Below are 12,410 nucleotides of genomic sequence, written 5' to 3'. Positions count from 1 at the left end.
TGGCGCGAGCGCTCTGTTGCCGCTGGCCGGCCGGGCCGCGATGATGGGCACGCATCCTCTCCCTGGCGACCCGCCCTCATGCTCGAATTCGGACACCTTACCCATGTCGGCCTGCGCCGTGACCTCAATGAGGACACGTACTACGGCGACAGCGAGCTGGGGCTGTGGCTGGTGGCCGATGGCATGGGCGGACATGCCTGCGGCGAAGTCGCCAGCGCGCTGGCACGCGAAACCATCGTGCGCGAAGTCCGCGCCGGCACCCCGCTCGCGCAGGCCGTGCGCATCGCCGACGAAGAGATCATCAAGACCTCGCGCCGCTGCAACGACACCTTGCCGATGGGCACCACCGTGGTTGCCGCACGCGTGTTGGGCCAGCGTTTCGAGGTGGCCTGGGTCGGCGACAGCCGTGCGTACCTGTGGCGCGACGGGCGCCTGGCACAGCTGAGTCAGGACCATAGTTACGTGCAGGAACTCATCGCCCAAGGCACGCTCACCAGCGAGCAGGCGCGTGCGCATCCGCATCGCAACGTGGTGACCCAGGCACTGGGCGTCACCGATCCGGTCCATCTCAACGTTGCCACCATGCAGGGCGAGCTCAAATCCGGCATGCAACTGTTGCTCTGCAGCGATGGGCTGACCGAAGAAGTGGACGATGCGGCGATTGCGGCAACCCTGTCGCAAGCGGACTGCAGCGCACAGGAGTGCGTGGAATGCCTGGTCGCCGCGGCACTGGATGGCGGCGGTTCGGACAACATCACCGCGATCCTGGTGCGTAGCTACTGAGCACGGCAAGACAGCGTCGAGGCCGGCCCTCGAACGCGCGACAGAACCTCACGACGTCCTGATCATGCGCTGCACCCGTTGCCGGCGCGGCAAGGGTGCAGCGCCACTTCAGCCGGCGACAGCGCTCTCTTCGACAGGCGCGTCCCACAGCGCGCGTCCGGCCTTCTTGCGCAGCTGCGCCAACCGCGCCTCGTGCGCCTGCGATTCCGACGCAGTCACCATCACGCGCGGGCGCGGCAGCAGCAACGCAGGGTCGAACGCGATCATGCCGTTGTTCTCATTACTGTTCTGGCCGGCATCGGCGCTGGCAAAGCCGATCTCCTCCTGGCCCGAGGTCAGCGCGATGTACACATCGGCCAGGATCTGCGCATCGAGCAAGGCGCCGTGCAGCTGGCGATGCGCGTTGTCCACGCCCAGGCGTTTGCACAAGGCATCGAGCGAATTGCGCTGCCCCGGGTAACGCTCGCGCGCCATCATCAAGGTGTCGACCACGGTGGCGCGGTCCACGATGCGGCCGTAACCATTGCCCAGCAGCGACAACTCGTTATCCAGAAAGCCCAGATCGAACGCAGCGTTGTGGATGATCAGTTCCGCGCCGTCGATATAGGCGAGGAATTCCTCCACCACATCGCCGAACAAGGGTTTGTCGGCCAGGAATTCCAGGGTCAATCCGGTGACTTCCTGCGCGCCCGGCTCGAAGTCGCAATCGGGCTTCAGATAGCGATGAAAATTGTTGCCGCTCGGGCGCCGCTCCAGCAGCTCCACTGCACCGATTTCGACGACCCGGTTGCCCTTGCGCCATTCCAGGCCGGTGGTTTCTGTATCGAGAATGATCTGACGCATGAATCCTCTTACGCAGTTGCAGCGCCGCCGCGCTGGGCGATGGCCTGATTGCGGGCAAGCACGTCGACGCGCTCGTTGTCCGGGTCGCCATTGTGACCCTTCACCCAGCGCCAATCGATGCTGTGGCGCTGGGTGGCCGCATGCAGCCGCTCCCACAGTTCGCGGTTCTTGACCGGATCGCCGCCGGCGGTTTTCCAGCCACGCCGCACCCAACCGGACATCCACTCGGTGATGCCCTGGCGCACGTACTGCGAGTCGGTATGCAGCACGATCTGGCACGGCTCGGTCAGCGTCTCCAGCGCCATGATCGCGGCCATCAATTCCATGCGGTTGTTGGTGGATACCGCTTCACCGCCGGCCAGTTCCTTCTCGCGGCCGTTGTAACGCAGCAGGGCCGCCCAACCGCCCGGCCCCGGATTGCCGAGGCAGGAGCCGTCGGTATGCACTTCAATTGATTTCATCAGCTTCCAGAGTTGTCGCGTACTAAGGTCAGATCGTGGCCACCGGTTGCGGCCAGCGCGTGGGCCGCGCGATCGGCGTCGGCGCGATCGGTGCGGAGGCGCGTTTTTCCACTTCGAGTAAATACACCGCGCGCCATGGAGCGCGGCCAGGATCGGACGAACCGCGCCCGGTCCGCCAGATGGGCCCGAGGAAGCGCTCCGTTTCCACGCACTGCAGACCGGCCTGCTGTGCCAGCGATCGCCAGCGATCCGGGCGCAATGCCACCGGGCCTCGACGCGCCCAATGAAAGCGGTACGGGCTCAGCGGATTGAGCGTGAACAGCCACAGCCGGCCTCCCGGCATCAGCAGCCGCTCGCATTCGGCCAGAAATTCCGCCGCGCCGCCAACGACCGCATGCTGCACCACGATGGCCTGCAGGCTTTCGGTGGGCAACGGAAACGGCATCGCGCAGCGCGCATCGCCCGCGAAGCGTCCGGCGCTACGAAACAGGCGCAGGCCGCGGCCATCGAGCATCTCGCGCGGCGGCAATTCCTTGGTTGGGGCCACCCACAACCAGGGCTGGGATGGCCGCCGCTGCAGGGACTCCAGCGCCAGGCGACGCTCGGATTGGAGCAGGCTTCGCCCCGCCTCCGTATCAAACCAGGATGAGACGCCAGCTTGACGGGAGAATGGGACGGCAGGCATGGTCCCAATTCTATGCGACTCACCGCCCTGCCCGCATTCGACGACAACTACATCTGGGCGCTGGTCGCCGCAGATGGCCGCGCCGTCGTTGTCGACCCCGGCCAGGCCGAGCCGGTCATCGCCGCCGCGGAGCGCGATGGCTGGGCCCCCAGCGCGGTATTGCTCACCCATCACCATGACGACCACATCGGCGGCGTAGCCGCGCTGCAGCAGCGCTGGCCGGAACTCGAACTGTTCGGTCCCGATGACCAACGCATCCCTGCAGATGCCCGGCGCGTTGCCCAGGGCGAGCGCTTGCAGCTGCTGGAAACCAGCTTCGAGGTGATCGAGGTCCCCGGCCACACCCGCAGCCACATCGCCTTTGTGACAGATCGCCATCTGTTCAGTGGTGATACCCTGTTCAGCCTAGGCTGTGGGCGGATGTTCGAAGGTACCGCTCCTCAAATGTTCGACTCGTTGCAGCGCCTGGCATCTCTGCCCGGCGAAACGCTTGTGTGTTGCGGCCATGAATACACCCTGGCCAACGCAGCCTTCGCGCTGCACGTCGATCCAACCAACGCTGCCTTGCAGCGCCGTCAACAGGAAGCCCAGGCCATGCGTCAAGCAGCCCGTCCTACCCTGCCGATTTCGCTCAAGAGTGAACTGGCCACCAATCCGTTCTTACGTACCAGCCGTCCTGAAATCCGCGCCGCCGTGGCACCACGCGCAGCCGGCGCACTTTTCTCCGAAGTAGACGTTTTCGCCGAACTTAGGCGCTGGAAAGACGAATTTCGCGCATGAGGCGGGTAATCTTGGCAGCGTTGGCCGCGGTTGCGGCCATCGCGCCGGCAGCGGCCTGGTCCAACGACGCAAGTCGCTCCGTCGCCACCGCTGCTGCCGGGTCCGCTGCGCCCGATACGCGCAATGGCCGCGAGATCTTCTCGTCATTCCTGGAAGGCCGTGCCGATCCGGGTTGCGACAGCGAGCATAGCGATACCCGCTGGGAACAGCATTTCTCGCGGGCCCCCGCTCGCCTGGCCGACGACGGTCAGGACGTCCTGCCGTTGTTTGGTTACGTGGTCGACGAACTGCGAGCCGCGGACATGCCGACCGAATTTGCGCTGATTCCGTTCGTCGAGAGCGGATACCGCCCCGGCGCACGCAACGGCAGCGGCCCGGCAGGGCTGTGGCAGTTCATCGCCACCACCGCGCGCAATCACCATGTGCCGGTCGGCGCGCAGTACGACGGCCGTCTGTCGGCCGTGGATTCCACCACCGCCGCGGTGCGCTACCTCAAGACCCTGTACGGCATGTTCGGCGGCGACTGGCGCCTGGCACTGATGGCCTACAACGCCGGCGAGTACCGTGTCCTGCAGGCCATGCGCAGTGCCGGCATGAATGCGCAGAACGCGCGCCCGTCCGAGCTGCCCGGCATGTCCAAGGTCACCTACGACTATGTCGAAAAGCTGCATGCACTGGCCTGCGTGCTCGATCATGCGCAGCAGCAGGGCACCTTGCTGACCTCACTGGATCGCCAGGTGCCGGTACTGACCGAGCACGCACTGCCGGCCGGCACCAGCCTCAATACCTGGGCCGGGCAGCGCGCGATCGAGCCGCAGCTGTTGGCGCGCCTGAACCCTGCAGTGGCAAGCGCCCGTGCGGCACCCAAAGGCGTCCATGTACTGGCCCCTGCTGCGGCAGCGCAGCCCGGTTCCAGCGGTGCGGTGGTCGCATCCAGCCCTGCGGGCATGGATGCTGACACTGCAGGCCCCGCGACAGCGGTCGCCAGCACCACGACGGCCAGGACGTCCCGCCCTTCACCCGCCCGCACCCATACCGTGCGCAACGGCGAATCCGCGTGGGCCATCGCCCGTCGCTACGGCATTACCGTCGCCACCCTGCTCGCCAGCAATGGCCTGGACAAGCGGGCCGTCTTGAAGCCGGGCATGGTGTTGTCGTTCAACGACACGCCCTGAGCAGGCCGCCTGATCGGCCGCGCGCGACTGGCTGCCGCGTGCCTGGCTCTCCTGTCGCTGTCGCTCAAGAAGACCCCAGGCCTCCAAGCGCCCTGACTGACTGCTGCGCATGTATCGAGTGACATCGCGCATGTCTTGATCGCTTGCCGGCATCGGTCGACGCGGCAACGCGCCACCGGCGTTCCAGTCATCGGCCCTGCGCGCTTCCCGCCCGGATTTCAGCTGTCCGAATCAGAGGAAGATGTGCGGCGCGCTCCAAGAACGGTTGGCGCAGCGCTGGCCAGGCATCCGCGCTGCCAACATCCAAGCCGCACGCCCATGACGAGAGCAATGCGTCGCCGCACCGCTAGAAGCGACTGGACGTAGCGAGCGCGTCCTCAGCCGGGTATGGACGGCGCGCTCCGCATCCGAGTGCACGAGCGGCACATCCCGATTCCGAGCACCGGCTGCACCCGCCCGCAGCCACACGATTGCTCATCGGCGGCACCTACCGCGCAGCCCACGTGCACTCGCCAATCGCGTGAGCGATGACTTCGTCCCAGTTCGTATCAGCGGCTGCAACACATGCGCACCGTACCGACACCCAACGCCACCAGCGCACAAAGAAAAAGCCCGGTCGCCCTGGCCCTTTCCTTGTATCCATTGACACCCAGCCGTTACAGCTGCGCCTCTTCGATCTGGATCTTGTAGCGCTTGCGCATTTCCTTGACGTAGGCCTGCGCGGCATTGTTGCCATCGATCTGGCTCAGCTGCTCGCGCAGCATCGTCTGCTGCTCGGCCGGCATCTGCTTCAGGTCGCCCGGCGTCGCCTTGCTGATCACGAACACCGCAAAGCGGCCGCCATCCAGTTCCACCTTGCCCACCGAGGGCTTACCCTCAGTCGGACGGGGCGCACTGAAGATTGCGCGATTTGCTGCCGGCGTCGGAATCGGCGCCGTGCGCGGCAGCCCTGGGATCGGCTGCACCTGCAGCTTCTCGGTTGCCGCCAGCGCCTGCAGGGTTTCACCCTTCTGCACGCGTGCCAGCAGTGCATCGGCGGCGGCGGCGGCGGCTTTCTCGGTACGGTCGGCATGCACCGCGGCAATCACCTTGTCGCGCACCTTGTCCAACGGCAATGCCTGCTCGGCAGTGTGATTGGTCACGCGCAGCATCACGCTGTGGTTAGGGGCGATGGTGATCGGGTCGCTCACCGTGCCGTCCTGCACCAACGTTTCGGAGAACGCCGAACGCAGCACCGCCGGGTTGGCCGCAATGCCGCTGGCGTCGGTACGCGAGAACGGGCCCAGGGTCTGCACCGGCAAACCGACCTGCTTGGCCGCCGGCTCCAGGGCAGTCGGATTCTTGTAGACCTGATCCACCAACTTGCCGCTGACATCGGCGTACGCCTTGTCGGCGTCGGCCTTGAGCTGCTCGGCAGCAAGCTGGTCGCGCACCTGCTCGAACGACTTGCCCTGCCCGCCCTTGACCTCGCGCAACTGGATCACGTGATAGCCGAACTCGGTCTTGATCGGCCCGACCACGTCGCCGGCCTTCATCGAAAACAGCGCGTCTTCGAACGGCTTGACCATGGTGCCCTTCTCGACCCAACCCAGGTCGCCACCGGCATCCTTGGAGCCCGGATCCTGCGAATTGGCCTTGGCCAGCGCGGCGAAATCGGCACCCGGCTGCTTGGCTTCCGCAGCGAGCTTGGCCGCCTTGGCTTCGGCCGCCTTCTGCGCAGCGGCATCGCCACCTGCACTGATCAGGATGTGCGACGCCAAACGCTGGTCCGGCTCGACAAAGCGCGCCTTTTCCTCTTCGTAACGCTTGCGCAACGTCGCCTCGTCGGCAGCAGTCGCCGGCGGCATCGTGGCGGCATTGAGCTCGACGTACTCGATGCTCACGGTCTCCGGCTGGCGGAATTCCTGTGCATGGGTGTCGTACCACTGCTTGATCTGCGCATCGCTGACCGGTGCGGTATCGGCAGCCGGAGCCGGCAACATCGCCAACTCCACATCGCGCGTTTCACCCATCAGCTTGAGCAGGCGCTCGAATTCGGTCTTGGTCGCAAACCCCGATTCGGCAACGGCCTGCGGGATCACCGACTGCTGCAAGCTGTCGCGCACCAGCGCATCGAACTGCGCCGGCGTGCGCGGTGGCGTGCCCTGCGCCAATGCGGCGCGGTACTGGTCCGGGCTGAACTTTCCATCGACCTGGAACGCCTGAATATTGACGATGTAATCGCGTACCGTGGCATCGCCGATCATGATGCCGGCGTCTTCGGCGCCAAGCCGTACGACTTGCTCGTCCACCAGCTGGTCGAGCACCTGCAGCTTGTTTTCGCGGGATTCGAAGGTGCGCGGGTCGAAGTTCTCACCCTGCCGCTGGCGCTCCTGCATGCGCGCCTGTTCGAAGCGCGCACGGAAATCCTGCGTGCTGATCTCATGGTGCTGCCACAGCAGCGAGACCGGCCACCACGTGGGTGCCGATTTCCACCAGGTCGGTGGCGCCTGCACCTTGGCGACATTATTGGCGCCAATGCCGCCCAGGTAGCTGGAGTCGATGACGAACAGGAACGGAATCATCAGCAACCCCAGGATGGCGGTAGCGATCCAGCCTGATGTCTTGTCGCGAAGTTTCTGCAGCATTGGCAAATCACGGCCTGTGGGCGAGCCGCGCAGTGTAACCCGCCTGACGCCAAGCACCCAGCCCAACACCCGCCAGCCCCGGGTCAAGATGCAGCAAAGGTGAGGCACTGCATCGGCACAGACGGCAAGCGCACCGCGATGAGGTCGCCATGGGATCGGGTTACCGCCGCGCCCGACCCGAGCTCCCACCACCAAAGGCCAATGCGCCATCCACTCGCCGGACGACTTCAAACAGCCAACAAAAAAGCCCCCGGCACAAGGCCGAGGGCTTGGGTGTAACTGGCGGAGCGGACGGGACTCGAACCCGCGACCTCCGGCGTGACAGGCCAGCATTCTAACCAGCTGAACTACCGCTCCGCTTTAAACTTGGACATCTACCCCACTGCAGTCGCATCGCGAATGTCGTGGAGAAAACGAAGCCCCCAATTGCTCAGGGGCTTCGGTGTAACTGGCGGAGCGGACGGGACTCGAACCCGCGACCTCCGGCGTGACAGGCCAGCATTCTAACCAGCTGAACTACCGCTCCGCGCTTAAAACTTTGCTTGGTGCTTAGTGGTGGGTGCTGAGGGTTTCGAACCCCCGACCCTCTCCGTGTAAGGGAGACGCTCTACCGCTGAGCTAAGCACCCTAGCGAGTCGATTAGTTTACTGCATCCTTCAGGGCTTTGCCAGCCTTGAATGCAGGATTCTTCGAAGCAGCGATCTTGATGCTGTCGCCGGTCTTCGGATTGCGGCCGGTACGCTCAGCGCGCTCGCGGACCTGGAAGGTGCCGAAGCCAACGAGGGTGACAGCGTCGCCCTTCTTCAGCGCCTTGGTGATTTCGCTCACAACCGCGTCGACAGCACGGCCAGCTTCAGCCTTGGAGATGTCAGCGGCAGCGGCAACGCCATCGATCAATTCGGTTTTATTCATTCTTGAAACTCCCTTTGCGGCAGATGCCGCGGAATCGACAATCGGCGCTCTTGCCGTTAGCGAAGAACCCGACACAAGTGGTATCGCGTGACGCATCACATTTTGCCGCGCCCACGAGTCGTGCATTTATACCAGCGCCCCCAACAGCACGCAAGCCAAAACCCAATAACGACGCGGGTTTTGGCTTGTTTCGGGACGTCTTAGACAGCACACGTTAGTGCTTGACGCGGGTACCCGGGGTAGTGCGCGACTTGCCACGCACAGCAACGCGCGACGCAGTCTTGCGGGCTTTTTCCTTGCCCACCTTCTTGGGTGCCAGCGGACGCTCCAGGGCGAGATCCAGCACTTCGTCGATCCACTTGACCGGCACGATCTTCAAGTCGCGCGTGACGTTGGCCGGGATGTCCGCCAGGTCCTTGCGGTTCTCGTCGGGGATCAACACGGTGCGGATGCCACCACGCAGTGCCGCCAGCAATTTCTCCTTCAAGCCACCGATCGCCGACACGCGACCGCGCAACGTGATCTCGCCGGTCATCGCCACATCGGCGCGGATCGGCACCCGGGTCAACACCGACACCAGCGAGGTCACCATCGCAATACCTGCACTCGGGCCATCCTTCGGCGTCGCGCCATCAGGCACGTGCACGTGCACGTCCTGCTTCTGCAGGAAATCCACATCAATGCCAAGACGCTCGGCGCGCGAACGCACCACCGACAAGGCCGCCGATGCCGACTCCTTCATGACGTTGCCGAGCTGACCGGTGAGGATCAGATTGCCCTTGCCCGGCACCAGTGTGGATTCGACCTGCAACAGCTCGCCGCCGACTTCGGTCCAGGCCAGGCCGGTGACCAGACCGATTTCGTTTTCCTCTTCGGCGCGACCGAAGTCGAAGCGACGCACGCCCAGGTACTTGTCGAGATTCTTCGCGTTGACCGTCACCAGTGCCTTTGGCTTGCCCTTCTTGGCGACCGCCTTCTTGGCAACCGGTTGCGGACCGGCAAGCGCGATTTCCTTGACCACCTTGCGGCAGATCTTGGCCACTTCGCGCTCGAGATTACGCACGCCCGATTCGCGCGTGTAGTAACGCACGATGTCCTGGATCGCATCGCTGCCGATCTCGATCTCTTCTGGCTTCAGGCCATTGGCCTTGATCTGCTTGGGCACCAGGTAACGCATGGCGATGTTGAGTTTCTCATCCTCGGTGTAGCCGGGGATGCGGATCACTTCCATGCGGTCCAGCAACGGACCGGGAATATTGAGCGAGTTGGAGGTGGCGACGAACATCACCTCCGACAGGTCCAGATCCACTTCCAGGTAATGGTCGTTGAAGGAATTGTTCTGCTCCGGATCGAGCACCTCCAGCAACGCCGACGACGGGTCGCCGCGGAAGTCCATCGACATCTTGTCGATCTCGTCCAGCAGGAACAGCGGATTCTTGCTGCCGACCTTGTTGAGGTTCTGCACCAGGCGGCCCGGCATCGAGCCGACATAGGTCCGGCGATGGCCACGAATCTCGGCCTCGTCGCGGATACCGCCAAGGCTCATGCGCACGAACTTGCGGTTGGTCGCCTTGGCGATCGACTGCCCGAGCGAGGTCTTGCCCACGCCCGGCGGGCCGACCAGGCACAGGATCGGGCCTTTCATCTGCTTCACCCGCGACTGCACGGCGAGGTACTCGAGGATGCGCTCCTTGACCTTGTCCAGGCCGTAGTGATCGGCGTCCAGCGTGTCTTCGGCAACCTTGAGATCCTTGCGGACCTTGGTGCGCTTCTTCCACGGCACGCCCAGCAACCAATCCAGATAGTTGCGCACCACGGCAGCTTCCGCAGACATCGGCGACATCTGCTTGAGCTTGTTGAGCTCAGCCTTGGCCTTGGTCTCGACCGGCTTGGGCATGCCGGACTCGGCGATCTTGCGCGCCAGCTCTTCCAGCTCGCCCGGCGCGTCGTCCAGATCGCCCAGCTCCTTCTGGATCGCCTTCATCTGTTCGTTGAGGTAGTACTCGCGCTGGCTCTTTTCCATCTGCGACTTCACGCGGCCGCGGATGCGCTTTTCCAGCTGCTGCACGTCGATTTCGCCATCTACCAGCCCGACCAGCAGCTCCAGCCGCTCGCCGATCTCGGTGATCTCCAGCAGGCGCTGCTTGTCGGCCAGGCGCACGCCGATGTGCGCGGCGATGGTGTCGGCCAGGCGGCCCGGCTCGTCGATGCCGGCCAGGGTCTGCAACAGCTCCGGCGGCAACTTGCGATTGGTCTTGACGTACTGCTCGAACAGCGACATCAACGAGCGGGCGATCGCTTCCACTTCCCGCGCCTCACGGCCATCGCTGGCCTCGACTTCGATGCCCTGCCCCTGCAATGCGCCGTCCAGCTCGACGACCTTGTCGACGGTGACCCGCGACAGGCCTTCGACCAGCACTTTGATTGTGCCGTCTGGCAGCTTGAGCAGTTGCAGCACCTGGGCCAGGGTGCCGACGGTGTACAGATCGCCGGCAGCCGGGTCGTCGGTCTCGGCCGACTTCTGCGCCACCAGCAGGATGCGCTTGTCCGCCTCCATGGCCTTTTCCAGCGCGCGCATCGACTTGTCACGACCGACGAACAGCGGAATCACCATGTGCGGAAACACCACCACGTCGCGCAGCGGCAACACCGGCAGATCGAGAACTTCTGGTTGGGACTGGGCCATGGGGCGCTCCGCAGGAATGGGGATTTGAGGCGTAAAAAAAGCCGATGGCCCCGTTATGGGGCCATCGGCGAGGTGTTGCAAGTAGCGCTTGGATCCCCTTTAACCGCGAGCCGGGGCTGGGCCTGGCTCCACGGTCACAGGACTCAGTCGCCCGACGCGGCCTTGGCCGGAGCCGGTTGCGCCTGGTAGATCAGATACGGCTCGGATTTGTGCTCGATGACCGACTCGTCCACCACCACCTTGCTCACGTTTTCCTGCGATGGCAGCTCGTACATCGTGTCCAGCAGCACCGATTCGACGATGGTGCGCAGGCCACGCGCGCCGGTCTTGCGCTTGAGCGCCTTCTTGGCGATCGCAGACAGGGCGTCCGGGCGGAACTCCAGTTCCACGCCTTCCATGTCGAACAGCTTCTTGAACTGCTTGGTGATGGCGTTCTTCGGCTCGGTCAGGATCTTGATCAGGGCTGGCTCGTCCAGTTCCTCGAGCGTTGCGACCACCGGCAGGCGGCCGACGAACTCGGGGATCAGGCCGAACTTGATCAGATCTTCCGGCTCGACCTCGGCCAGGATCTTGCCGACTTCCTGCTTGCGCTCGCTGCTCTTGACCTTGGCACCGAAGCCGATGCCGCCGGCATCGTTGGAACGCGCCTGGATCACCTTGTCCAGGCCAGCGAAGGCGCCGCCGCAGATGAACAGGATGTTCTTGGTGTCCACTTGCAGGAACTCCTGCTGCGGATGCTTGCGCCCGCCCTGCGGCGGCACCGAGGCGACCGTGCCTTCGATCAGCTTCAGCAGCGCCTGCTGCACGCCTTCGCCGGACACGTCGCGGGTGATCGACGGGTTCTCGCTCTTGCGCGAGATCTTGTCGATTTCATCGATATAGACGATGCCCTGCTGCGCCTTCTCGACGTCGTAGTCGCACTTCTGCAGCAGCTTCTGGATGATGTTTTCCACGTCCTCGCCGACATAGCCGGCTTCAGTCAGCGTGGTCGCATCGGCGATCGTGAACGGCACATTGAGCAGGCGCGCCAGCGTTTCGGCCAGCAGCGTCTTGCCCGAGCCGGTCGGACCGACCAGCAGGATGTTGGATTTGGCGAGTTCGACGTCGTCGTTCTTGCTGCGGCTCTCGATCCGCTTGTAGTGGTTGTACACCGCCACTGCAAGCGTGCGCTTGGCACGCAACTGCCCGATCACGTACTGATCCAGCACTTCGAGGATCTCGCGCGGCTTGGGCAGGCTGGAACGGGCCGACTGCGCCTTCTCTTCGAGCTCTTCGCGAATAATGTCGTTGCACAGCTCAACGCACTCATCGCAGATGAATACGCTGGGACCGGCAATCAGCTTGCGGACTTCATGCTGACTCTTACCGCAGAACGAGCAGTAGAGAATCTTGTTGCTGTCGCCGGAACGACCTTGGCGGTCTTCGCTCATGCTTCTGTTACCCAGTTACCCCACCCGA

At 64.2% G+C, this 12,410-nt stretch carries 10 protein-coding genes and 3 tRNA genes; 3 read left to right on the top strand and 10 right to left on the bottom strand.

What is annotated here, in order from left to right:
* Positions 1 to 78 precede the first annotated feature (78 nt).
* The gene (locus VZ068_RS06065; protein WP_024938430.1) at positions 79 to 783 is read left to right on the top strand and encodes a PP2C family serine/threonine-protein phosphatase; all 705 of its coding nucleotides are present in this window, start codon (positions 79 to 81) and stop codon (positions 781 to 783) included.
* Between the two features lie 108 nt (positions 784 to 891).
* Here VZ068_RS06065 and dnaQ read toward each other — a convergent pair whose 3' ends face one another.
* From dnaQ to VZ068_RS06050, 3 genes are read right to left on the bottom strand one after another with little or no spacing between them, the layout of a single operon-like run.
* Positions 892 to 1,626 carry a DNA polymerase III subunit epsilon gene (gene dnaQ, locus VZ068_RS06060; protein WP_259166279.1) on the bottom strand — a complete coding sequence of 245 codons (735 nt, stop codon included), beginning with the start codon at positions 1,624 to 1,626 and terminating at the stop codon, positions 892 to 894.
* An 8-nt stretch (positions 1,627 to 1,634) separates the two neighbouring features.
* Positions 1,635 to 2,087 (bottom strand): ribonuclease HI, encoded by a 453-nt coding sequence (rnhA, locus tag VZ068_RS06055; protein ID WP_039424918.1) that lies wholly within the window; start codon positions 2,085 to 2,087, stop codon positions 1,635 to 1,637.
* A 28-nt stretch (positions 2,088 to 2,115) separates the two neighbouring features.
* Entirely contained in the window at positions 2,116 to 2,772 is a 657-nt protein-coding gene (locus VZ068_RS06050; RefSeq protein ID WP_259153030.1) for a hypothetical protein, read from the bottom strand.
* 12 nt (positions 2,773 to 2,784) lie between these two features.
* On the opposite strand from VZ068_RS06050, the gene gloB reads away from it, so the two are divergent.
* Both gloB and VZ068_RS06040 read left to right on the top strand, forming a co-directional pair.
* Entirely contained in the window at positions 2,785 to 3,552 is a 768-nt protein-coding gene (gene gloB / locus VZ068_RS06045) for a hydroxyacylglutathione hydrolase (protein WP_259166280.1), read from the top strand.
* Positions 3,549 to 4,727, top strand: a complete 1,179-nt coding sequence (locus tag VZ068_RS06040; protein WP_349657149.1) for a transglycosylase SLT domain-containing protein — start codon at positions 3,549 to 3,551, stop codon at positions 4,725 to 4,727. Before gloB ends, VZ068_RS06040 begins: the two co-directional genes overlap by 4 nt.
* A 656-nt stretch (positions 4,728 to 5,383) precedes the next feature.
* Here VZ068_RS06040 and VZ068_RS06035 read toward each other — a convergent pair.
* The 7 genes from VZ068_RS06035 to clpX form a co-directional block, all read right to left on the bottom strand.
* Complete coding sequence (locus VZ068_RS06035; protein WP_349657148.1) at positions 5,384 to 7,354, bottom strand: peptidylprolyl isomerase; 1,971 nt, start codon at positions 7,352 to 7,354, stop codon at positions 5,384 to 5,386.
* A gap of 280 nt (positions 7,355 to 7,634) precedes the next feature.
* Positions 7,635 to 7,711, bottom strand: a tRNA-Asp gene (locus tag VZ068_RS06030).
* Between the two features lie 92 nt (positions 7,712 to 7,803).
* Positions 7,804 to 7,880: transfer RNA gene (locus VZ068_RS06025), tRNA-Asp, on the bottom strand.
* Positions 7,881 to 7,907: 27 nt separating this feature from the next.
* Positions 7,908 to 7,982, bottom strand: a tRNA-Val gene (locus VZ068_RS06020).
* Between the two features lie 11 nt (positions 7,983 to 7,993).
* A complete protein-coding gene (locus VZ068_RS06015) occupies positions 7,994 to 8,266 on the bottom strand; it encodes an HU family DNA-binding protein (protein WP_002806049.1) in 273 nt (90 codons plus the stop codon).
* A gap of 214 nt (positions 8,267 to 8,480) precedes the next feature.
* Positions 8,481 to 10,952, bottom strand: coding sequence for an endopeptidase La (lon, locus tag VZ068_RS06010; protein ID WP_259153021.1), 2,472 nt, complete (start codon positions 10,950 to 10,952; stop codon positions 8,481 to 8,483).
* A gap of 143 nt (positions 10,953 to 11,095) precedes the next feature.
* Entirely contained in the window at positions 11,096 to 12,382 is a 1,287-nt protein-coding gene (clpX, locus tag VZ068_RS06005) for an ATP-dependent Clp protease ATP-binding subunit ClpX (protein WP_046963201.1), read from the bottom strand.
* Positions 12,383 to 12,410 lie beyond the last annotated feature (28 nt).

The organism is Xanthomonas sp. 10-10 (assembly GCF_040182365.1).
GTDB lineage: Bacteria > Pseudomonadota > Gammaproteobacteria > Xanthomonadales > Xanthomonadaceae > Xanthomonas > Xanthomonas arboricola_F.
This window is presented reverse-complemented; position numbering and strand designations above follow the sequence as displayed.

Bases quoted from the DNA above. Each gene is read 5' to 3' on its own strand.
- VZ068_RS06065 (WP_024938430.1), top strand. From the start codon at position 79: ATGCTCGAATTCGGACACCTTACCCATGTCGGCCTGCGCCGTGACCTC.
- dnaQ (WP_259166279.1), bottom strand. From the start codon at position 1,626: ATGCGTCAGATCATTCTCGATACAGAAACCACCGGCCTGGAATGGCGC.
- rnhA (WP_039424918.1), bottom strand. From the start codon at position 2,087: ATGAAATCAATTGAAGTGCATACCGACGGCTCCTGCCTCGGCAATCCG.
- VZ068_RS06050 (WP_259153030.1), bottom strand. From the start codon at position 2,772: ATGCCTGCCGTCCCATTCTCCCGTCAAGCTGGCGTCTCATCCTGGTTT.
- gloB (WP_259166280.1), top strand. From the start codon at position 2,785: ATGCGACTCACCGCCCTGCCCGCATTCGACGACAACTACATCTGGGCG.
- VZ068_RS06040 (WP_349657149.1), top strand. From the start codon at position 3,549: ATGAGGCGGGTAATCTTGGCAGCGTTGGCCGCGGTTGCGGCCATCGCG.
- VZ068_RS06035 (WP_349657148.1), bottom strand. From the start codon at position 7,354: ATGCTGCAGAAACTTCGCGACAAGACATCAGGCTGGATCGCTACCGCC.
- VZ068_RS06015 (WP_002806049.1), bottom strand. From the start codon at position 8,266: ATGAATAAAACCGAATTGATCGATGGCGTTGCCGCTGCCGCTGACATC.
- lon (WP_259153021.1), bottom strand. From the start codon at position 10,952: ATGGCCCAGTCCCAACCAGAAGTTCTCGATCTGCCGGTGTTGCCGCTG.
- clpX (WP_046963201.1), bottom strand. From the start codon at position 12,382: ATGAGCGAAGACCGCCAAGGTCGTTCCGGCGACAGCAACAAGATTCTC.